The following is a 20322-nucleotide window of genomic DNA, read 5'->3' on the forward strand; positions in this document are numbered from 1 at the left end:
CGAGGACAGGCTGTCCCTTCGGGCATGGCCGATCGGACATGCCCGAAAGTTTCAGCGACGACCGCCGCGGGTCGGGCGGGGCGGCGCCGAGGGGCGCGGGTTGGAGGGCCGCGGGGCCGGCCGGGCGCCGCCGCCGGGGCGCGAGCCGCCGCTGGGGCGCGACTCCGGCTGCGGCCGCGGGCGCGGCTGCGGCTGCGGCCGCGACTCCGGCTGCGGACGCGGCCGCGACTCCGGCTGCGGACGCGGGCGCGACTCCGGCTGCGGCCGCGGGCGCGACTCCGGCTGCGGACGCGGGCGCGACTCCGGCTGCGGCCGCGGGCGCGACTCCGGCTGCGGACGCGGGCGCGACTCCGGCTGCGGCCGCGGGCGCGACTCCGGCTGCGGACGCGGGCGCGACTCCGGCTGCGGCCGCGCGCCCGGCTGGGCGGGGTCGGGCCGCGGGCGCGACTCGGGCTGCGGGCGCGGCTCGGGGCGCGGCGTGGGCCGTGGGCCCGGATCGGGCCGGGTGGACGGATCGGGCCGCTCGGGGCGCGGGCGCGGGATCGGCACCGGACGGTCGCCGGGATCGGGCCGCGTGCCGGGGTTCGGCCGCGGGATCGGGACCGGTCGGTCCGGGTCGGGTCGCGTGCCGGGATCGGGGCGCGGGATCGGGACCGGCCGGTCGGGACGCGCGGGGTCGGGGCGGTCGGGGTCGGGGCGCGGGATCGGGGTCGGCCGCTCGCCGGGCTGCGCCGGGTCGGGCCTGTCCGGACGGTCAGGTAGCGGCTGGCCGCCGGGGCCGGGCACCGGCCGCGTGCCCGGAGGAGGCACCGGGATCGGCCGGCCGCCGGGGCCGGGCACGGGGCGCGTGCCCGGAGGGACAGGTTGGGGCAGCGGCTGACCGCCGGGACCGGGCACCGGCCGCGTGCCCGGAGGGACAGGCTCGGGCAGCGGCTGGCCGCCGGGGCCGGGCGTCGGCCGCGTGCCCGGACGCTCGGGCTCGTAGCCGGGGTACGGGCGGCTGCCCGGCGGGATCGGGACCGGTCGACCGCCGGGCTGCGGGTACGGGCGCATGCCGGGTCGACCGTGGCCGGTCGGAACGACGGGGCGGTAGCTGGTGTCGGCGTAGCTGTGGAAGCCGTCGGTGCGGGCGCCGCCCCAGTACCAGCCGGCGCCGTAGCAGCCGTCGGCCCAGCTGTACTGGCGCGCCGGATAGGCGCCGTTCCACACGTAGATCAGGGCGGTGGGCGGGGTCCAGTAGTAGACCCAGGTGTGCATCTCGGGGCTGAAGAAGACGAGGTGCCCCTCGATGTTGTAGTAGGGCCGCCCGGCCCAGGTGACGCGCGGATAGGAGTCGATCGGCATCGACGACAGGTGCGTGTACTCGACCAGCTCGAGCTGCTGGTTGTCGTACAACTCGTAGCCGACGACCGCCGTCGTGCGGGTGCCGCATACCGACTCGCATGTGCCAGTGGTGCTGTGGTACCCGCCTATGCCGGTGACCCGGGTCTCCCGCGCTGCCGGATAGACGCTGTAATAGGTGCAGCCGGAGCTGCCGAGGAGCGCCGCAACGGCAATTGCGGCGAGCGAGAGGAACCGAAACCGAGAACCACTCATGCGATCACCGACTCCTGAAGATGAAAAACTGTTCATGATCGCATTCACTTCCCGGTCGGAACTCATTCTTCGGACGCAGACCAGCCTCGCTGGTCGCTCGCGCGCGGTCCCCAGGCCCTCGCGGCGATCGGGACACCGAGTTCGCCGGCGATGAATTCGAGGAATTCCTCGCTCTCGCGGGTCTGCGGGCCGTTCCAGCCGGCCAGCCGGCGCCAGGCGGGACGGGCCTCGGCGAGCCGGCGAGTGGCCTCGGTGCGGTCGGCCAGACTGCCCGTGACGGGCGCGGCATCGCGCATGAGGGCGCCGTCGGGGGCCAGCCACCCCTCACAGACGGAGATCTGCTCGCGGCCGGCGAGGCGGTCGAGGTGCGTGACGACGAGGCCGTCGACGCGACCGGCGATCGTGAGCCCGAGGCGCGCGGCGACGAGGTCGAACCAGCCGACGCGCATCGGGCCCTGCCAGGGACCGGGGCGGTTGTGCGGCTCGGGGAGGTCGAGGTCGGGGTCCTCGGCGACGAAGGGGCCGGGGCCGTGGCGGGTGGCATAGGCCCGCAGGACGCCGAGACGGCGCAGCGGCGCGGCGGTGGGGACCTCGGCGCACAGCGCCTCGGCCTGGGCGAACGAGACCGGCGACGGGGTGACGAAGGGGAAGAAGCCGCGGTCGGCGTCGAGCAGCGCGCCGTGGGCGCCCTCGAAGATCACGGCGTCGGGCGAGTCGGCCAGCGCGGCGCGCAGCTGCTCGCCCTCGTCGACGCCGAGGCGCGCGGCGATCGCGAGGTAGGCGTCGGCGACGTCTTCGGCGAGCTCGGGGTGCGCGAGCTCGGCGAGCAGCGGGGCGATCGCGGGCGCGGGCGCGGCCTCGGCGAGCTGCTCGGCGCGGTCGAGCTTGAGCAGCTGGAGCTGCCGCAGCAGGCGGACCAGGCCGGGGCGGTCGCCGGTCAGCGCGCCGACGCGGAGGCAGGGGGCGTGCGGGTTGTGAGCGTCGCGCCAGGCCGGGCCGACGCCGAGGCCGCAGCTGCCGTGACGAGCTGTCCCCCGGGACAGCTCCTCGATGCGCCCGAGCAGGCGGTGGAACGGGGTGACGACGGCGCAGCGGCGGTCGACGACGAGGTCGGCCCAGGGGTCGGCGAGGCCGGCCGCGCGCAGGACGGCGGCCTCGCGGGCCAGCGCGAGCGGCTCGACGAGCATGAAGCGCGACAGGCAGGTGCGCCCGCCCGCGAGCGCGCCGGCGCCGAACTGGGCGAAGCAGTGCACCCGCCCGTCGGCAGTGACGACGTGGTGGGCCGCCTGCGGGCCGCCGTTGAAGCGCACCACCAGCGGCCGGCCGCCGCGGCCGCGCCGGCGCGCGAGGGCGTCGACGGCGGCGCCCTTGCCCTCGTCGCCGAAGCCGCAGCCGAGGACTGCGACAGGTCCTTCGGGACAGGTTCGAAGTGCCAGGTCGCCGGACACGGACGCGCCCGGCAGGCTGGCACGAGGCGCGCGCCGCGGTCAAGCGCGCCGGCGGGGCGGTCGAGCCGGGCGTCCGCGCGCGGGGCCGGGGCGACGGCGGGTCATCCGCGCCGGATGCGAGGCGCGAGCGATGGGCGAGCGGAGACGGGCCGCGGCGGCGTCGGGGATGAAGCCGGGTTCACGAAGCGCTCCGCCCACGCGGGGTGCATGTCTCTTGAGACAGGTCGTCACGGCGTCGGCTCAGGCGCCGTACTTGAGCGCGCCGCCGGCCACCAGAGCCGCATGTCTCTTCAGCCAGGTGGTGATCGTGTCGCGGTGGCGCAGCTCGTGGGCCAGCGGCTCGCGCAGCTTGTGGGCCAGGGACGACTCGCCGAAGTCGTCGGCGAGGTCGACGAGCAGCTCCCACGAGGCGCTGTCGACCAGCTCGGCGACGAGGTGGGCGTGGAGCGCCTGCGGCAAGGTCGTGCGCGGGTCGGACACGACCTGGACGATGCCGGCCAGCTCGACGCCGGCGAGGTCGGCCGAGGGGGTGACGGCGGTGGGGTCGGCGCCGAGGTTGATCAGGACGTCCTGCAGGAGCGCGAAGTGATGCGCCTCCTCGGCGCGGAACTGGGCCAGGGTGGCGAGCGAGGGCCCGCGGTCCCAGCTGCCCTGGGCCTCGAGCTTGGCGATGAGCGCGTCGAACAGGCGCACGCCGGTGCGCTCGAACGCGAGGCGCTCGCCGAGCTTGTCGAGCAGGAGGTGGACCCGGTGGCGCCGCAGCACCGCGGCGCCGGCGTTCTCGACGACCTGCAGGCTGGCCGGCGCGGGCATGTGGCCGATCACGCCGACCTCGCCGGCGTACTGCCGCCGCACCTCGGCGAGCGCGCGGGTGCAGCCGGGCGAGCTCGGGGCCTCGCGGGCCCCCTCGACCATCGCGGGGCCGTCGGTCGGCGAGAGGTAGATGCCGGTGCGGTTGAGGGCGAGGTCGGTGGGTCGTGGCGCGCGGTTCATGTTCCGGTCGCTTTCAGCGGAGGGGGCAGGATCGAGGCGTCGCGGATCCGCGGATCGGCGAGCTCGGTGCCGGGCGACCAGCGATAGTCGGCGGCGACGGTCTCGGACGGCGAGCCGTCGCGCGCCAGCTGGGCGCGGTAGCTCTGGGTGGCGCGCGACTCGGCGTCGCGCGGGACGAACTCGGTGCCGGCGGCCCCGAGCTCGACCTCGCTGGCCAGCACCTCGCGGATGAACGCGCGCTCGCCGGCGAACGCGAGCGGCTCGCTCAGCACCGCGGGCACGACCTCGGAGGCGTCGCGCATCTCTGTCTTCTCGAACAGCTCACGCACGATCCGCAGGTGCTCGAGCTCGTAGGCGAGGAAGCGGTCCCACACCGCCCGCACGCGCGGGTTGGACTCGGAGCACAGGCAGCCCCAGTAGACGTGGACCTCGGCGGCCTCGTGCAGCAACCACTTCTCGAGCCAGGTCTCGTTGGGATCGACGAGCGACTCGCACTGGGTGACGTGCTGCTCCTTGACCGAGGCGAGCTCGGCGTAGAGCTGGCGCGCGACCGGGTCGGCGAAGGTCGGGCCGACGTCGAGGTAGTGGTCGCGGGCCTGGTAGGCGAGCGCGCCGGCGATCCGCGCGTGCAGCTTGGTGGCCGGGGCGGTGGCGCTGCGGTCGTACCAGCGCCGCAGGTCGTCCTCGGGCGCGCGGTGCTGGGCCGCCGTCGGGCGCCCCGGGCGGATGTCGGTGTAGGACTGGAGGATCGCGTTGGCGTCGCGACCCTCGAGGCGGTCCATCAGCGCGGCGAGGCGGTAGAGGTGGTCGAAGTCCTCGAGCAGGCCGAGGCGCAGCGCCTGGGCGACGTACGGGTCGGGCTCGCAGCGGGCGACCTGGGCCCCGACCTCGACCGCGGCCTGGGCCACGGCGATCGAGCTCTCGAGCGGCGACTGGTCGGCGGGCTGAAGCCAGCGCAGGAGCGTGGCCTGGTGGTGTTCGACGCGGCGGAGGTCGGCGAGGAGGATCCGGTGCTCGGCGCCGAAGCTGACGGCGGCGTGCTGGAAGCGGACCGCCGCCTGCTCGACGGCGCCGGCGACGATCAGGCGCACGCGCGTGAAGGCCTCGTCGTCGAGCTTGCTGATCGGCTCGCGCACCAGGTCCTTCCATGTGAACACCTGACGCTCGAGCGGGGTGCCGTGCTCTCGCAGCAGATCGAGGGTCATGCGAGAGGTGTGACCGGGTCGGTCGCCCAGGCAAGCTCAGGCGCGGCGCCGACCGCGAGGTCCGGCGCGGACGCCGGAGCGACGCCTCGCGGCTGAGTCGGCCGGTCGCGGCGAGGCCGACGCCGCGGTCACTGCGCCCGGCGGTCGAGCAGCTCGCCGTTATAGCCCGCGGCCGCGTCGCTGGCGAGGAACACGAGGTCGCCGGCCGTGAGGTCGTGGTCGTCGCCGGGCGCGACGGCGTTGACGCGGATCTTCACGCGCACGAGGTTTTGGGCCAGTGAGCGCGTGCAGGTGCCGATCGCGGCCCGGATCGCCTCGGCGTCGCGCACCGGGTCGTCGGGGGCCCGCGGCGAGGCGGTGTTGATGATGTTCGCACCTGGCCGATCGCGCAGGTGCGGCAAGAGCCGGCGCGTCAGGAAGAACAGCGAGAAGAAGCTCGGCGGGGTCCGGCGCGCGACCAGGTTGTTGACCAGCACGTCGACGCCGCCGAACCGCTCGATCACCGCGGCGACCAGAGCCTCGCAGAAGCCCGGATCGTCGACGTCGCCGCACACCGCCAGGCAGCCGCGGCCCTCGCGCTCGACGGCGCGCACCAGCGCGTGGGCGTCGCCATGCCCGGCCAGGTGGGTGAACGCGACATCGGCGCCCTCGCGGGCGAAGCGGATCGCGGTCGCGCGGCCGATGTCCGTGTCCCCGCTCGTGATCAGCGCTACCTTGCCCGCCAGCGCCCCGGCCCTCCGGGGCGCCGGCGACGAGGGCTCGCGCGCGACGACCCGGCGCGGTAGGTCGGCTGCTGAAATTTCGGCGGGATCGTCCATAACCCGGGTCTTTGGGCGGGTTCCGCCGACCCCGCAAGGAAAAGCGCAGAGCCCTGTGATCCGTTCCGTACCCTCGTGACACTACCCCTGTGCGACGACCGAGCCGGGCGCGGTCGTGCGCCACCCGGTGGTATCTCGGGTGCTTATCCCGGCCCTCGTCGAAACAGCCGCCCTATCCTAATCGCAGCGGCTCCGATCGGCGCTATTCGTATGGGACATGTCCTTCGGGACAGGTTGAACAGATCTAGCGGCGTATGAGCTCGCGGCCGCTGAGAGACGGAACTAAACTCACGGATCTCAGCGTCCGAGGCGGACCAGCCTCCACGATGGCCCCGGTATGGCGGTATCGTGCGGGCATGACTTCCTTCCCGAGGCTTGTCGCAGCGATCACGATCATCGCCGGATGCGGCGATTCGACGGCAAACACCGGCGCGAGCGAGGGGACGAGCTCGACCGGTGAGTCGACGTCTTCGACCGACACCGCGCCGACGACCACGACCCCGCCGGCCGAGTGCGGCCCCGGCGAGATCGAGTGCGTCGGCGAGGCCGAGGTCGCGGTGTGCGGCGACGACGGCCTGCTCGCGGCGCCGACGACCTGCCCCGACGCGGGCGTCTGCGTCGACGGGGTCGGCTGCGTCGGCTGCAGCCCCGGCGCGGTCCGCTGCGACGGCGAGGCGCTGCAGCAGTGCAGCGACGCCAGCGAGTGGGAGGTCGTGCAGACGTGCAGCGCCGCCCAGGGCCTGGCCTGCGACGACGCCGCGATGGCCTGCACGGGCGTGTGCGCGCCGGACTCGCTGCCGATGACGGCCTCCGGCTGCGAGTTCTACGCGGTGACCACGGTGAACGTGTACGACCCCGCCGGGCGCTTCGCGGTCGTGGTCGAGAACCCGGGCGACAGCGACGCCACGGTCACCGTCGCGCGGAACGAGGACTTCGCGCAGTTGGTCGAGACGGTGCCGGCCGGCACCGCCCGGGCGATCGAGCTGCCGTTCGTCGCGGGCCTGTCGGACGCGGTCGTCGGCAAGCTGATCTACGACGGCGCGTATCACATCGAGAGCGACCGGCCGGTGCGGGTGGTCCAGTACAACACCTTCAACGTCTCGGCCTCGACCGACAGCTCGCTGCTGTGGCCGCGGCACACCTGGGGCAGCGACTACTTCGTGGCGTCGTACCCGTCCACCTCGATCGAGACCACGTTCAACCGCGGCTTCTGGGCGGCGGTCGCGGGCGCCGACGAGACCACGCTCGAGGCGACGGCGCTGCCGGGCACCAAGTCCAAGGCCGGCCCGGGCGTCGGCGTCGACGGCAGCGGCAAGGCCCCGCTCGGCAGCGGCGACGTGCTCGAGATCCTCAGCGGCGACCCCGGCGACATCACCGGGACCCGGCTGGTCAGCGACAAGCCGATCCAGGTCCTCGGCGGCCACCAGTGCAGCTTCGTGCCGGCGAGCGTGGGGTACTGCGACCACCTCGAGGAGGCGATGCTGCCGATCTCGCAGCTCGGCACCGAGTACGTGGTCGCGGCCCCGACCATGGCCGAACCGGCCACGTCGCGCCGCGCCCAGATCGTCCGCGTGATCGCCACCGAGGCCGACACGGCGCTGACCTACGACCCGCCGCTGCCCGGCGCGCCGACGACGATCGCCGGCCCCGGCGAGTTCGTCGAGCTCGCGCCGTCGCCGTTGAACTTCGTGCTCGTCAGCGACAAGCCGGTGCTGGTGGCGCAGTACATGGTCGGTGCCCAATTCGACGACAGCGAGACCGACCCGTCCATGCTCGCCACGCTGCCGGTGGCGCGCTGGCACACCCGCCACCACGTGCACGCGCTGCCCGGGTGGCTGCCGCCCGACATCGACATCCTGGCGCCGACCGGGGCGACGGTGACGCTCGACGGCGTGGCGGTGACCGACTTCGAGGACGTCGGCGACTCGCCGTACCAGGTCGCCCACGTCCGCCTCGAGGGCGACCCCGGCCTGGTGGCGATCGAGTCCGACCAGCCGATCGCCGTGAACGTGTACGCGTTTACAGTCTTCAACTGGAGCACGAGCTACTGGCACGGCACCGGCGGCTCGCTGGCGCGCTGACCGGGCGGCGCTGTGCGTTCGGGCATGTCCGGACGAGCATGCTCTTACACACATGTCCGTATGAGCATGCTCTTCGGGACATTCAGCGCCCGAGCCGCAGCGGCGGGGCCACGTCCTCGCCGGCGAGGGCGCGCTCGACCAGGCCGGCGACCTGGACGCCGTCCCACGCCAGCCGGCCGGCGGCCACGAACTCGTCGCCGGCGCCGCGGACCCGCGCGATCAGGTGCTCGGGCGCGTCGGCGCTGCCGTCCATCGCGCCGGTGCGGGCGAGCGCCAGCCAGCCGCCCGACAGCAGCGCGGCGACGGTGAGGCGGGGCGTCAGCGCGGCGTCGTCGGCGTGCACGTGCACGCTCCCGTACCGGGTCAGGAACAGGTGCTTGCCGTCCTCGGCGACGGCGACCTCGAGCTGCCCGGCCAGCGCGTCGTGCTTCACGTCGACGCGCGCGCCGGTGCCCGGTCGCCAGCGCGTCAGCGTCGTGTCCTGCCGCAGCACCAGCACCTCGTCGCCGGCGACGGTGAGCCAGGAGGTCCAGCCGTCGAGATCGATCTCCTGGATGTCGGCGGGCTCCGCCCCGTCGAGCCGCCGGGCCCGCAGCTTCGCGCCCGGCCGCGAGCGATCGAGCTGCTGCACCCAGGCCACGAACGCGCCGTCGGGCGCGAACGCGACGCTCTCGACCCGGTCGTCGAGGCTGGCCACCCACGCGCCGTCGGCGACGCGCAGGAGCTTCAACGGGAGGTCCTGCCTCCACGCGGCGACGTGGCGCCCGTCGCCGGCCAGCTGCACGGAGACGTGGCCCTCGATGGCGAGCGGACGATGGGTGCCCGCCGGCAGCTCGACGAGCTCGAAGCTGCGGCCGCGCTCGGCCTCCATGGCGAGGAGGACATGTCCCGAAGTACCGGAGAACTGCGCCTGGCTGCCGAACGGCGAGGCGCGGGTCGGCACGCGCGCGAGCGTGGTGCCCGCGGCGACGTCGCGCAGCTCGACGGCGTCGCCGGTGTGCACGGCGACCCGCGCGGCCGTCGGCGACAGCGCGAGCACCTGCTCCTTGTCGCCGCGCGTCAGCGCGAGCGGACGGCGGGCGACGAGGTCCCAGGCGGCCACCGGCTCGTTGACGGAGAACTGCGCGAACACCCGGCCGTCGCGGGAGATCCACGGGCGCACCGGGCCCGAGCGGCTCTTCGACGTCAATGCTCGAGGGGCGCCGCCGGGCGACAGCAGGCTGACCGCGCCGTAGATGTCGGCCATCGCCACCGCGCCGCCGCTCGCCGCGGCGAAGGACCCGTCGGGCAGATCGATGCCGAGGTGCAGCGCGAGCGGCTTGCCGGTCGTCGCCTCGCGCAGGCGGATCCCCGTCAGCCCGCCGCCGGTGGCCGCCAGCGTCGCGTCGGGCGAGAGCGCCGCGGTGACGGCTCGCCCGCACGCCTCGCGCTCCTCGGCCGTGGCCGCGCGCTCCGGCTCGTCGGGCCCGGCGTAGCGGTTGGCCCAGCGGCGCCCCTCCTCGGCGCCGCAGGTCGGCGGGATGTGCTTGAGCATCGCGCCGGTGCGCGCGTCCCAGATCAGCAGGTCGCCGTGGGCGTGGACGGCGACGAGCCGCGCGCCGTCGGGGCTGAAGCGCAGCGTGAGCGGGCCGTTGAGATCGGGGTTGCCACCGCGGTGGCGGCGCTCGACGTAATTCCAGGCGAACGCGAGCTCGCGCGGCCTGTCGCTCTTGCCGTCGAACAGGCGCACCTTGCCGTCGGAGCCGCCGATGGCGATCCGCCCGGCCCCGGGCGTGAGCGCCAGCGAGACCGGCCAGGTCGGCGAGTCGCGCAGGATGTTCTCGTGGTGGGTGCCCTCGCCGGTGTAGACGCGGGTGATCGTCGGCGTCGTGCCGGCCAAGCTGAACCGCCGCAGCGCCTCGCCGGTCGCGCTCCACAGCACCGTCTCGCCGCCGTGGGCGGCCAGCACCCGCAGGGCGGCGCCCGAGCCGACCACCGCGAGCCCGTGCACGCGCTCGGCCTGCGGCGGGGTCCGCACCAGCACTGTCTCCGAGGACATGTCCTGAAAGACAAGGGCGTTGCCCTCGTCGCGCACCAGCGTGAGGCCGTCGCCGGACAGGCCGACGACCTCGGGCGGGCCCGCGAAGTGGAGCCGGCGCGCGAGCGGGGCCCCGACAGCCGCGGCCACCAGATCGAGCACACCGGCGGGCTGGGCCTCGTAGTCGAACGCCGGGGTGAAGCGGCGCACCAGCGCGAGCCCGTTCGGCTGCCACAGCACCTGACTGGTGAACCACGTCTCGACGGCGACGACGTCGATGCTCGCGCCGAGGTCGCGGAGCCGCGCCCGCGCCCGCGACCACCACCGACGCGCGCCGGCCGGGTCGCCGCGCCGCTGCTGCAGGTCGGCGGCGTGGGCGAGGTGCCGCGGCTCACCGCCGGCCTGCAGCGCCTGCGCGAACTCGTGGGCGGCGTCCTCGAGCCGACCGGCGCGCTCGCTGTCATAGGCGCGCCGCAGCGGCCCGGGCAGCTCGTTCGTGTGCGCTGCTATCGGCGGCAGCGCGGCGATCCGCGCGTCGATGCGGGCGACCAAACCCCCGTCACCACGCTGCGCCGCCGCGGCCCTGCCCTCGTCGAGGGCAGCGCGAGCAGCCCGCGAGCCCCCGCCGTCGACCAGCGCGTCGACCCACGCGAACAGGTCCGCCTCGCCCCGATCGCGCGCGTAGGCCCGGCCGAGGTGCGCGGCGGCGACGTCGACGGCGCCGAGCCGCGCGGCCTGCCCGGCCTGCTCGCGCCAGCACGCCGCCGAGGCACAGCCCGCGCGCGTCGCCGCGATCGCGTCGGTGGCGACGGCCGACTCCGGCGCGACCGCGATCGCCCCGCCCTCCTCCGCCGCCGGCGCCTCGCCGGGCCGCGGGCCGCAGGTGCCGAGTGAACCGAGGAGGAACGCGAGGGCGATCGATCGCATCAGTGCCGCTTGCACGCCCGGAGGTGGCGACCGATCTTACTCGACCCGCGCGCCGACAAAGACGTGCCCGCGCAGGTCGCTGGCGCGCGCATCGCCGGACGCGAACACGAAGGTGAAGCTGCCCAGATCTGGCCGCCCGGCCGCGCGAAAGCGGTGATCGCCGGCGTGCTCGAGCGGGTGGTCGTGCAGCTGCAGCAGCGGCGCCGACAACCGCAGGCCCGCCCCCCGCGCCGAGATCGCCACGTCCTCGCCCCACCGCGCGGCGCGGTAGCTGCCGGTATAGCGGTCCGCCGGACCCATGGCCTCGGCCCGCTCGGGCGCGACGCCCAGCAGCTCGTGCAGCACCGCGGCGAGGGTCGAGCGCAGCGGGTCGGCGTTGTTCGTCAACACGACGACGGCGAACTTTTCATCTGGCACAAAGGCCAGGTCGGCCGAGAAATCGCCGGTCGCGCCGCTGTGGCCGTAGATCGCCGGCCCGCCGCTCACCGCGCGCGCGCGCACGCCGAGCCCGTAGCGCTCCCCCGGCCGCTCGAAGGTCGGCACCTCGGCGGCGAGCAGCTCGCGCCGGGCCGCGGGCGACAGCGGCGAGCGCCCCGGATCGACGAGGTCGCGCGCGAGCCCGGCCAGCTCGGCGGCCGAGACGATCGCGCCGCCGGCCGGCAGGGTCCAGCGGGCATTGCCTGTCCCGAGGGCCAGGTCATCGACGACGCTGAAGGCCCGCGCGGCCGCACCGCGGCCGAGGTGGCCGCAGGCCGCGCCTGTCTTCAGGGCCATCTCCGGCTCGACCGCCTCGGGGCCGAGACCGAGCGGCGCGAGCAATTCCCCGGCGAGCAATTGCGCGTACTCGGCCCCGCGCAGCTCCGCGAGCGCGGCGCCGACGAGCGCGTAGCCGTCGCTCGAGTAGCTCCACAGCTCCCCGGGCGCGCGCCACAGCGGCCGCTCGCCGAGCGCGAGCAGCCAGTCCGCCCCGAGCAGCAGCGGCGGCGGATCGGGCACCCCGGCCGTGTGCGCCAGCAGCTGTCGCCAGGTGATCGCCCCCGCCCGCTCGTCGACGCCCGCGGCCAGCTCGGGCAAGACACGCGCGACCTCGTCGTCGAGCCCGAGGCGGCCGGCGTCGACCTGGCGCAGCACCAGCGCCGCCGTCAACAGTTTTGTGATCGATCCGACGCGGAAGCGCGTGGCCGCGGTGACCTCCAGTCCGCCGAGACAGGCCTCGCCGGCGGTCGCCACGAACGGCGGGTCGTCGCCGGCGACGATCGCAAGGCTCGCGCCGACCCCCGCCAAATTGTGGTGCTCGGCGCAGAACACGTCGACGACGCGAGCGTAGCGCGCCGGCGCCCCCGCGTTGCGGCGCAGGCACGCGGCCCGGCGATCGCCCCGACCGACGCTCGCCCCCGCCGCGGATCCGCCCGGCGCCGCCCCCTCGCTCGCGCTCCCGGACATGTCCTTCGCAGCAGGTCCCGCCGCCGCCGCAGCGCCGTCATGAGACCGTTCGGACATGTCCTCATGAACATCTCGCTCCGGTGCCCTGACCGCACGGGACATGTCCGCAGGGACAGCATCTCCGCTCCTCGCGCCCGCCGCGCGCCGATCGGCGAGCGCCGCGACCCCGCAGGTCAGCGCCAGCGCGCACCACCCGGCGAGCGCGCGTCGCATCGCCGCGCCTCGCTACTCCGCCTCGCCGCGGATCGTCCGCAGGCGCACCGGCGCGGGGGCGCGCTGGCGGAAGCGGCGCTCGGCGTAGGCGACGTCTTCGACCCACAGCCGGGCCGCGCGGCGCTCGATCAGCGGGCGCAGCAGCCGACCTGCCCCGAGGGCCAGCTTGAAGCCCGGCCGCTCGGACGTCGCCAGCGTCGCCTCGAGCACCGCGCAGCGGCCAGGGCCGAGCGGCGTCGCGTGGGTCTCGACGACCGAGCCGACGCCCTCGCCGCCGACGATCGTCATCACGATCGTGCGCGGGTCGGGGCAGTGGAACGTCGCGTCGACCTCGACCACCACCGGCCCGAGCACGCGGTAGGCGACGCGGACCAGCAGGTGGTCGGGCTCGTCGGCCAGGACCTTGAGGCGGGCGAACGAGTGCGGGTGGTAGTGGGCGCCGTGCCACGGGTCGAGGCGGTTGGCGAGGATGTCCGAAGGGTCACATTCGGCCTCCATCCGCACCACCCCGGCGAGGAACCGGTCGGGCCGCGGGGCCAGGATCGGCGCCGGGCTGGCGGCCTCGCTGCAGCCTGTCTCTTCGGACATCTGCACCCACACCAGCACGCCGTCGTCGTGGGCGGGCAGCGGGCGCCAACGGCCGTGCGGCTCGTCGCCGAGCTCGAGCCCGTGCCACGGGCAGACCAGGTTGTCGCCGCGGACGCGGGCGCAGGCCAGCGACGCGCCCATGTGCGGGCACGCCTCCGGGGCCGCGCGCACGCTGCCGTCGCCGGCGCGCCACAGCACCAGCTCGTGGCCGTCGACCGCGTAGGCGCGGGGCGTGCGGCCGATCCGCTCGCGCGCGTCGACGGCGAACCACCCGCCCCCCGGCAGCGCCAGCGCCCGCCGCAACGCCCGATCGATGCGCCCCGGGTTGGCCTGCACCCAGTCCGGCGCCTCGCTGTGCGCCTCGCCCGGGGCCGCGGGGGGGTTGCCGAAGGTGAAGAGGCGCGTCATCGCAGGTCCCGGGTCAGCTGGCCGCGCGCAGCCACAGCGCCCGCGAGCGTAGCACCGCCGCCGTCATCTCCGCCATCGGCGTCGCCAGCATCACCCGCGGATAGTCGAGCGGCCCCGCGTGGTCGCTGAGGAAGCGGCACAGCAGATCGGGCGGCAGGCGCTCGAACAGGTCGACGAACAGCGGCGGCCCGCGGCCGGGGTTCCGCTGCAGGTGGGACAGCAGCACCCGGTCCATCGCCACCGCCGCGGCCGGCCGCGGCGCGGGCACCGGCGGCGGCACACCTGGCCTTTCGAGCAGCTCGTGCGCGAGCCCGGCGGAGCACTTTTGGATCGCCTGGAACGCGTAGCCGGTCGAGCCCTTGGCCAGCCCGCCGCGCAGCCCGAGGTGGATCACCCGCGGCCCCGCGCGCAGCGGCGCCGGCCGGCTCGTCATGGCGATCGAGCCGCGCTCGCGCCAGCGGACCGCCGGCTCGACCAGACCGTACGCCGTGCGCAGATAACCGCGCAGGTCGGCCTCGTAGACCGCGTCGGGCAGGGTCGCCGGCGAGATGTAGGTCGTCTCGACGAGCGCGCGGGTCGGCGTGAACGGCAGGACGTACATGAAGTGGATCCCGCGCGCCTGGTCGACGGCGAAGTCCATCAGCGTCGGCGTCTCGGGGTCGAACACCGGCGACGCGGCCTCGACCTCCCAGCCGACGAAGTGCTGCAGCAGGTCGACCTCGTCGGGCGTCGGCGCCGGCGCCGGCGCCGGCCGGCTGTCGAACACCAGCGCCGCGCGCACGCTGCCGGCGTCGGTCACCACCTCAACCTCGCCCGGGCGCTCGCGGATCGCCTCGACCCGGCAGCCGCGGCGCAGCTCGATCTCCGGGAACTCCGCGAGTGTCCGCAAGGACATGTCGTAAAAGTTATCCGCGGGGATGTGCTCGTACGGGTGGCGCGCGCTGCCGCGGACCAGCGAGCGGTCGGCGTCCGCGACGCGCCAGCGGGTCCAGCGGCGGCTGACGGCCGCGGCGAACGGGTGGTCGACGAAGCGCCAGTAGCACCACGTGCGGTCGCGGGCGTGCCGCGCGCGCGGCTCGACCAGCACCACCCGGGGGCAGCTCCGGCCGCGGCGACGGGCCTGGAGGGCGAGCTGCACCGCGAGGCTGAGGCCTGCACAGCCGGCGCCGGCGATCACGTAGTCCGCGCGCACCGCCGCATCTATGGCCCAGGCGGCGCGAGATCTCAAGCCGCGGAAGGGCGCCGGAAGGGGGGATTCCCGTGGCCGCCGCGCGGGGACCTCGTGTAACGTCGGCCGCATGCGCGACCTCCGGCTGCTCCGCCGACGCCTGCACACCGCCCTCACCTCGGGGCTCCTGCTCGCCGCCTGCGGCCCGACCGCGACGCCTGCCCCGGCCGAGGCCGCCAAGGCCGCGCCGGCCAAGGCGGGAGCGCCCGCGCCCGCCGGGGCCGAGACGCCCGCGCCCGTCGTCGCCGACCCGCCGCCGGTCCCGGCCGGTCCGCAGTACCCCGCGCGCACGGGCATGGACCCGTTCGACCCCGACGGCCTCGAGGAGGAGGGCTGCCCCAACGGCGACTGGTGCGGCTCGCCGCAGGCCGCCAACAAGTTCCGCGCCCCGCAGGCGACCGACGAGATCGGCTGTCCGACGCGCCTCATCGGCCGGCCCGACCCCGGCGTGAACCCCAACGACAAGGCCTACAAGGGCCTGTCGATGAACCCGATGATGATGGGCCGCCTGCGCAAGATCGCCACCGACGACAAGCGCAAGGCCAGCGGCGACGGCGAGATCTGCTGCTACCACTGGTTCGACTACTGCAGCGGCCGCCCGCTGCTGGCCGGCGACGACGACGCCGTGGTCGCGCCCGTGCGGTCCGGAAAGACATGGCTCTCGGAGCATGTCCCCGAGAACATGCTCGGAGAGCCAGACGCGGACGAGCGCCGGCTGCTCGCCGAGGCCTGGCTGGGCGACGCGTTGATGGAGCACGCCTCGGTGGCCGCGTTCGCCCGGGCCGCGCTCGAGCTGATGGCCGTCGGCGCCCCGGCCGAGCTGCTGGCCGGCTGCGCCGAGGCGGGCGCCGACGAGGTCCGGCACGCCAGGATGTGCTTCGACCTGGCGGCGGCCTACGGCGGGGGGGCGTGCGAGCCGGGCCCGCTGCCGCCGGTGCAGCCGCGCGCGGGCGGCCTGGTCGCGCTCGCGCGCGACACCTTCCGCGAGGGTTGCGTCGGCGAGACCATCGCCGCCCTCACCGCGCTGCGCGGCCGACGCGGCTGCACGGCTGCGGCCGCCGACGCCGCCCTGAGCGCGATCGCCGAAGATGAGACGCGTCACGCCGAGCTCGCCTGGGCGACGGTCGCGTGGGCGATCGACGTCGGCGGCTCCGAGGTCGCCGAGGCCGTGCGGGCCGTCGCCGCCGAGCTGCGGGCGGCCGCCTTCGTCGACGAGCCGTCGCCCGTCGAGGCCGAGCTGCGGCGCTTCGGCCGGCTGGGGCCGCCGGAGCGGGTCGACACGCGGCGGGCCGGGTGGACGCAGATCCTCGACGGCATGCTGGCGATGATCCTCGGCGACGCGGCCGAGGCGCGTCCCTCCGCCGTCGCGGACCACGCGAGCGCCGACGCGCGCGCGTGACCGGCCGGCCGATTGCAGCGCGGCGCCGCGCCCGCCTATGATGCGGCGATGGTTCTGCGCACTTTCTGCCTTGCGATCGTCGCCCTCGCCGCGTGCGCGGGCGGTGAAAACCTGCCCGAAAGTTCAGGCTTCAGCGGCGGCGCGTGGACAGCCTCGCAAACGATGCCTGCGAGCGCGTCGCAGGTGTCGGGCGCCTCCGAGCCGACCACCGGCGACGGCGACAGCGGCGCCACCACCGACATGATCCGACCCGACTTCGGCTCGGGCGAGTCGAGCACGGGCGCGCCCGACGTCACCACCGGCGTCGATCCGACCAACGTCACCGCCACGACCGATCCGGGCACCACCACCGTCATGGGCCCCGAGTGCGGCGACGGGCTCGTCGAGGCGCCGGAGGAGTGCGAGGCCGTCGACCTCAAGGGTCAGAGCTGCATGACGCTCGGCTTCACCGGCGGCACCCTGACCTGCGCCGCCAACTGCGTGTTCGACAAGTCGCAGTGCGTCAGCGAGTCGTGCGGCGACGGCACGCTGAACGGCGGCGAGGAGTGCGATTGCGGCCAGCAGGGCGCCAATTGCACCGCGCCGCAGCTCGGCGACATGGCGTGCGCCAACCTGCTCGCGCCGGCCAACGGCAACTACCACGGGGGCACGCTGGCCTGCGGCAGCCCGCAGAGCTGCCTGTTCAACAAGGCCGGCTGCATCTACTGCGGCGACGGCGTGCGCAACGGGCCCGAGGCGTGCGAGGGCGGCGACCTCGGCGGCCAGACCTGCAACGGCCTCGGCTTCAGCGGCGGCGGGACGCTGTCGTGCAACGCCAACTGCACCCACAACACCGGCGGCTGCGTCAACGTGGCCTGCGGCGACGGCGTGTGCAACGGCGGCGAGGACGACTGCAGCTGCCCGCAGGATTGCCCCGAGGACCCGAACTCGTGCTCGAGCTGCGAGTGCGGCGGCTTCAGCACCAATTGCGCCTGCGACGCCGAGTGCATCTTCTTCGGCGACTGCTGCTTCAACGGCCCCTGCTGACGAACTCGCGTTCGTTTCGACGCCCCTGTCGCCGTCGCAAGACGCGGCCCGGAGCCGGCGTTCGCCGGCGAATGGGGCGAGCAATCGCAGCTGCGATCCCGGGCGCATCGTCTCCGGCGAATGCTGCATGGACGCTTCTGTCGCGGCTGCAAGACCACGGCCCGAACTCGCGTTCGCCCTGCGAGTGCGGCGAGCAATCGCGGCTGTGACGCGAAACGCATCTCCTTCGCCACGGCCCCGAACTCGCGTTCTCGCCGCGAATGGGGCGACTTCGGCGGCAGGCCGGCGCCAGGCCGCGAATGTTTGCCCGCAGGCCCACGTCCTCACCCCGCACGATTCTTGCCGGCGGTCGCGCCAATGCTATCGTCGGCTCGCGTACCGGGGGACCTGCACATGCGTCCAATCGCTCTGTTCAGCCTGACCTTCGCGGCCGCCGCCCTGCTCGGCCTCGGCCCGGCCCGCGCCGCCGCGCCGGCCGGGTCCTGCCTCGCCGGCTGCGACGCGCCCGGCCTGTCTGCCGACGACCAGGCCACCTGCCGCCTCCAGTGCGCCCGCCTGGCCCAACCGCCCGCCACGCCCCCGGCCACCACCTCGTCGCCGCCCGCGGCCAAATCTGCGCCGCCCACGAATCCGCCGTCGTCCACGCCCGCGCAGCCGCGTCCGGCTCAGCCCGCTGCCCAGCCGGCCCCCGACCTCGCGCACCAGAAGTTCCTGTGCGAGTCGCAGTGCGACACCGAGCCCAACCCGGGCGACCGCGCCACCTGCCGCCTCCAGTGCGGGCAGCTGGCCCGCGTCAGCGCCCCCCAGCCGAGCGCCGCACCGGTCACGAGCACGACACTCGGCGGCACCACGACCTACAGCTTCGCCCCCGGCGGCGGCTACGTGCCCGCCAGCCCCGCCACCGCTGCGCCGACCACCGCGGCCCCGTACAACCCCTACGCGCAGCAGCAACAGCAGCAGCAGCAGATCGCCGCGTGCCAGGCCACCTGCGACCGCGAGGCCTCGGCCACCGACCGCGCCACCTGCCGCAACAACTGCGGCGCCGTCGGCACGGTGCTCGGCCCCGCGGCCCCCAGCCAGTGGGTCCTCGGCCCGGCCCCCACCATGACCGAGGCCGAGCAGCGCGCGGCCGTCATCCGCTCCTCCGGCGGCGTGGTCCAGGGCGGCGCCCCGGCCGGGGCCGCGCGCCCGGTCACCGTGCCGACCAGCCAGCCCACCGCCGCGCCGACCCAAACCACGATCGCCGCCCCGCCGGCCGGCCAGCAGCCGCAGAACCCCCAGTGCGCCGCGCATGCCCAGAGCTGCAAGGTCGGCTGCGCCTCCGAGCAGACCTCGTGCAGCGCCCAGTGCGACCAGGCCAGGCTGTCCGAGACCGACCGCGCCACCTGCAAGCTGACCTGCACCAGCAGCGGCGACCTGTGCCGCGACGACTGCCGCATGAAAGAGGCCGCCTGCAAGCCGGCCGTCTACCGCTGACATGACCGCACGGACATGCCCATGAGGGCCTGTCCTTCGAGACATTCTCCAAGGGACATGCTCCGAACAGCATGTCCCTTGTCGTCTTTCTTTTTTTAAAAGAATCCTTACCCGGGGATCGGCACGTCGCAGCCGAACACCACGTCGACGTCGACCACCCCGCCGCTCTTGAGCGACTCGCAGGCGGTCCCGTGGAACGAGATCGTGTTGGTGTTCGGGTCGTAGGTCCAGCCGTTCTGCGGGTCGTTGGCGATCCCCGGGACCATGTCTTCGAAGAACACGTAGATCTCGTTCGGGTCCTCGGGCACGAAGTCGAGCTCGAACGTGCACGAGACCACCGCGCCGGCGATCGCGTCGAGCGCCAGCTCGAGCGACGCCGGGTTGTTGGCGTTGTAGGGCGTCATCGTCCCGCCGCTGGTGGCGATCTCGGCCAGCGAGCCGAGGATCCCGTCGGCGAACCCGACCGCGTAGGTGCGGACCGAGATCGCCTGGGCGAACAGCTCGGCGGCCGCCGCCGCGCCGTTGGTGGTGTCCTGGCACTCGCCGCTCTCGTCGCCGTCGGTGATCAGCAGCACCGCGTTGGCGCGCGTCGGGTCCTGGAGCTGCGGCTCGCCGACCAGCGCCTTGAGCGTGTTGCCGGTGCTCGTCTCCGGGTCGCCGGAGTCGCACAGGTAGCCGTTGCCCTTGTCGGCGAGGAACTGCTGGATCGGCCCGCCGTTGAATTCGGCGATCGGCACCACGATCGTGCCGGCCGAGCAGCCGTTGCCGACGCACGCCGAGTAGGTCACGAGGCCGAACCGGATCTCCTCGTTGAAGCTCGTCACCAGCTTGTTGATCGCGTCCTTGGCGACCTCCCAGCGGTTCTTGTCCGAGTCCTGGACGTCCCCCTCCATGCTGCCGCTGCGGTCGAGCACGATCATCACGTTGGGCACGACCTGGGTCAGCTCGAACTCCTGCGCGCCGCACTCGCCGCCGATCACGCACATGCCGCCCTGGCACACCTGGCCGCCCTCGCAGTCCTCCGAGACGACGCAGCCGCCCTCGGGCACGCACTCGCCCGACCACGAGCCGCAGTGCTGTCCCGTGGGACAGTCGGCGTCGCCGCTGCAACCGATCGCGCCCGTGGTGGTCGGCGTGCCGGACGGGTCGGGGTTCGTCGTCGGGTCGGTGGCCTCGCCGGACGTCTCCTCGGAGGTCGTCGCGCCGGTCACGCCGGTCACGCTCGCGCCGGTGGCCCCCGTCGCTCCGGTCGGGGCGGTCGCGCCCGCGCCGGTGTCGCCGCGGCCGTCGTCGCCGCAGCCGAGCACCACCGTCCCTGCCACCAGCCAGCTCGAGAATCGCAACTGCCCGCGCATGCCTCCGACGCTCCTTTGGCGCAGCTCGCGCCGCGGTGGGCTGTACCGAAGCGGGCCGAGAGCGTCAATCGGCCGGTCCCCGGACGCCGCGACGGGGTGAC

At 74.7% G+C, this 20322-nt stretch carries 14 protein-coding genes; 4 read left to right on the top strand and 10 right to left on the bottom strand.

The genetic code is table 11. The features are described 5' to 3' along the window. Positions 1-51: 51 nt before the first annotated feature. The 5 genes from K7C98_RS36410 to K7C98_RS36430 form a co-directional block, all read right to left on the bottom strand. Entirely contained in the window at positions 52-1596 is a 1545-nt protein-coding gene (locus K7C98_RS36410) for a hypothetical protein (RefSeq protein WP_224196482.1), read from the bottom strand. A gap of 62 nt (positions 1597-1658) precedes the next feature. Continuing rightward, positions 1659-3044 (bottom strand): adenylosuccinate synthetase, encoded by a 1386-nt coding sequence (locus tag K7C98_RS36415; RefSeq protein WP_224196483.1) that lies wholly within the window; start codon positions 3042-3044, stop codon positions 1659-1661. Positions 3045-3284: 240 nt separating this feature from the next. Continuing rightward, on the bottom strand, positions 3285-4037 hold the full coding sequence (locus tag K7C98_RS36420) for a ferritin-like domain-containing protein (protein WP_224196484.1): 753 nt from the start codon (positions 4035-4037) through the stop codon (positions 3285-3287). After that, the gene (locus K7C98_RS36425; protein ID WP_224196485.1) at positions 4034-5242 is read right to left on the bottom strand and encodes a hypothetical protein; all 1209 of its coding nucleotides are present in this window, start codon (positions 5240-5242) and stop codon (positions 4034-4036) included. The genes K7C98_RS36420 and K7C98_RS36425 overlap by 4 nt, the downstream gene beginning before the upstream one ends. A gap of 128 nt (positions 5243-5370) precedes the next feature. Next, positions 5371-6060 (bottom strand): SDR family NAD(P)-dependent oxidoreductase, encoded by a 690-nt coding sequence (locus K7C98_RS36430; protein WP_224196486.1) that lies wholly within the window; start codon positions 6058-6060, stop codon positions 5371-5373. 356 nt (positions 6061-6416) lie between these two features. Here K7C98_RS36430 and K7C98_RS36435 point away from each other — a divergent pair, with 356 nt between their 5' ends. Then, on the top strand, positions 6417-8141 hold the full coding sequence (locus K7C98_RS36435; protein ID WP_224196487.1) for an IgGFc-binding protein: 1725 nt from the start codon (positions 6417-6419) through the stop codon (positions 8139-8141). Between the two features lie 82 nt (positions 8142-8223). Here K7C98_RS36435 and K7C98_RS36440 read toward each other — a convergent pair whose 3' ends face one another. From K7C98_RS36440 to K7C98_RS36455, 4 genes are all read right to left on the bottom strand, one after another. Beyond that, entirely contained in the window at positions 8224-11100 is a 2877-nt protein-coding gene (locus K7C98_RS36440; RefSeq protein WP_224196488.1) for a WD40 repeat domain-containing protein, read from the bottom strand. A 21-nt stretch (positions 11101-11121) separates the two neighbouring features. Then, entirely contained in the window at positions 11122-12585 is a 1464-nt protein-coding gene (locus K7C98_RS36445; RefSeq protein WP_224196489.1) for a serine hydrolase domain-containing protein, read from the bottom strand. A 168-nt stretch (positions 12586-12753) separates the two neighbouring features. Beyond that, entirely contained in the window at positions 12754-13737 is a 984-nt protein-coding gene (locus tag K7C98_RS36450) for a DUF5914 domain-containing protein (protein WP_224196490.1), read from the bottom strand. Positions 13738-13750: 13 nt separating this feature from the next. After that, positions 13751-14929, bottom strand: a complete 1179-nt coding sequence (locus tag K7C98_RS36455; RefSeq protein WP_224196491.1) for a lycopene cyclase family protein — start codon at positions 14927-14929, stop codon at positions 13751-13753. Positions 14930-15035: 106 nt separating this feature from the next. Here K7C98_RS36455 and K7C98_RS36460 point away from each other — a divergent pair, with 106 nt between their 5' ends. The 3 genes from K7C98_RS36460 (at position 15036) to K7C98_RS36470 (ending at position 18866) form a co-directional block, all read left to right on the top strand. Beyond that, positions 15036-16364, top strand: a complete 1329-nt coding sequence (locus K7C98_RS36460) for a hypothetical protein (protein ID WP_224196492.1) — start codon at positions 15036-15038, stop codon at positions 16362-16364. Positions 16365-16412: 48 nt separating this feature from the next. Further along, entirely contained in the window at positions 16413-17390 is a 978-nt protein-coding gene (locus K7C98_RS36465; RefSeq protein ID WP_224196493.1) for a hypothetical protein, read from the top strand. 393 nt (positions 17391-17783) lie between these two features. Next, a complete protein-coding gene (locus K7C98_RS36470; protein WP_224196494.1) occupies positions 17784-18866 on the top strand; it encodes a hypothetical protein in 1083 nt (360 codons plus the stop codon). Between the two features lie 107 nt (positions 18867-18973). On the opposite strand, the gene K7C98_RS36475 is transcribed toward K7C98_RS36470, so the two are convergent. Further along, complete coding sequence (locus K7C98_RS36475; protein WP_263430143.1) at positions 18974-20221, bottom strand: vWA domain-containing protein; 1248 nt, start codon at positions 20219-20221, stop codon at positions 18974-18976. Between the last annotated feature and the right edge of the window lie 101 nt (positions 20222-20322).

Source organism: Nannocystis pusilla, from assembly GCF_020073745.1.
Lineage (GTDB): Bacteria > Myxococcota_A > Polyangia > Nannocystales > Nannocystaceae > Nannocystis > Nannocystis radixulma.

Coding starts and splice junctions, on each gene's coding strand:
- K7C98_RS36410 (WP_224196482.1), bottom strand. CDS start 1,596: ATGAGTGGTTCTCGGTTTCGGTTCCTCTCGCTCGCCGCAATTGCCGTT.
- K7C98_RS36425 (WP_224196485.1), bottom strand. CDS start 5,242: ATGACCCTCGATCTGCTGCGAGAGCACGGCACCCCGCTCGAGCGTCAG.
- K7C98_RS36420 (WP_224196484.1), bottom strand. CDS start 4,037: ATGAACCGCGCGCCACGACCCACCGACCTCGCCCTCAACCGCACCGGC.
- K7C98_RS36450 (WP_224196490.1), bottom strand. CDS start 13,737: ATGACGCGCCTCTTCACCTTCGGCAACCCCCCCGCGGCCCCGGGCGAG.
- K7C98_RS36435 (WP_224196487.1), top strand. CDS start 6,417: ATGACTTCCTTCCCGAGGCTTGTCGCAGCGATCACGATCATCGCCGGA.
- K7C98_RS36465 (WP_224196493.1), top strand. CDS start 16,413: ATGGTTCTGCGCACTTTCTGCCTTGCGATCGTCGCCCTCGCCGCGTGC.
- K7C98_RS36460 (WP_224196492.1), top strand. CDS start 15,036: ATGCGCGACCTCCGGCTGCTCCGCCGACGCCTGCACACCGCCCTCACC.
- K7C98_RS36475 (WP_263430143.1), bottom strand. CDS start 20,221: ATGCGCGGGCAGTTGCGATTCTCGAGCTGGCTGGTGGCAGGGACGGTG.
- K7C98_RS36470 (WP_224196494.1), top strand. CDS start 17,784: ATGCGTCCAATCGCTCTGTTCAGCCTGACCTTCGCGGCCGCCGCCCTG.
- K7C98_RS36430 (WP_224196486.1), bottom strand. CDS start 6,060: ATGGACGATCCCGCCGAAATTTCAGCAGCCGACCTACCGCGCCGGGTC.
- K7C98_RS36445 (WP_224196489.1), bottom strand. CDS start 12,585: ATGTCCGAACGGTCTCATGACGGCGCTGCGGCGGCGGCGGGACCTGCT.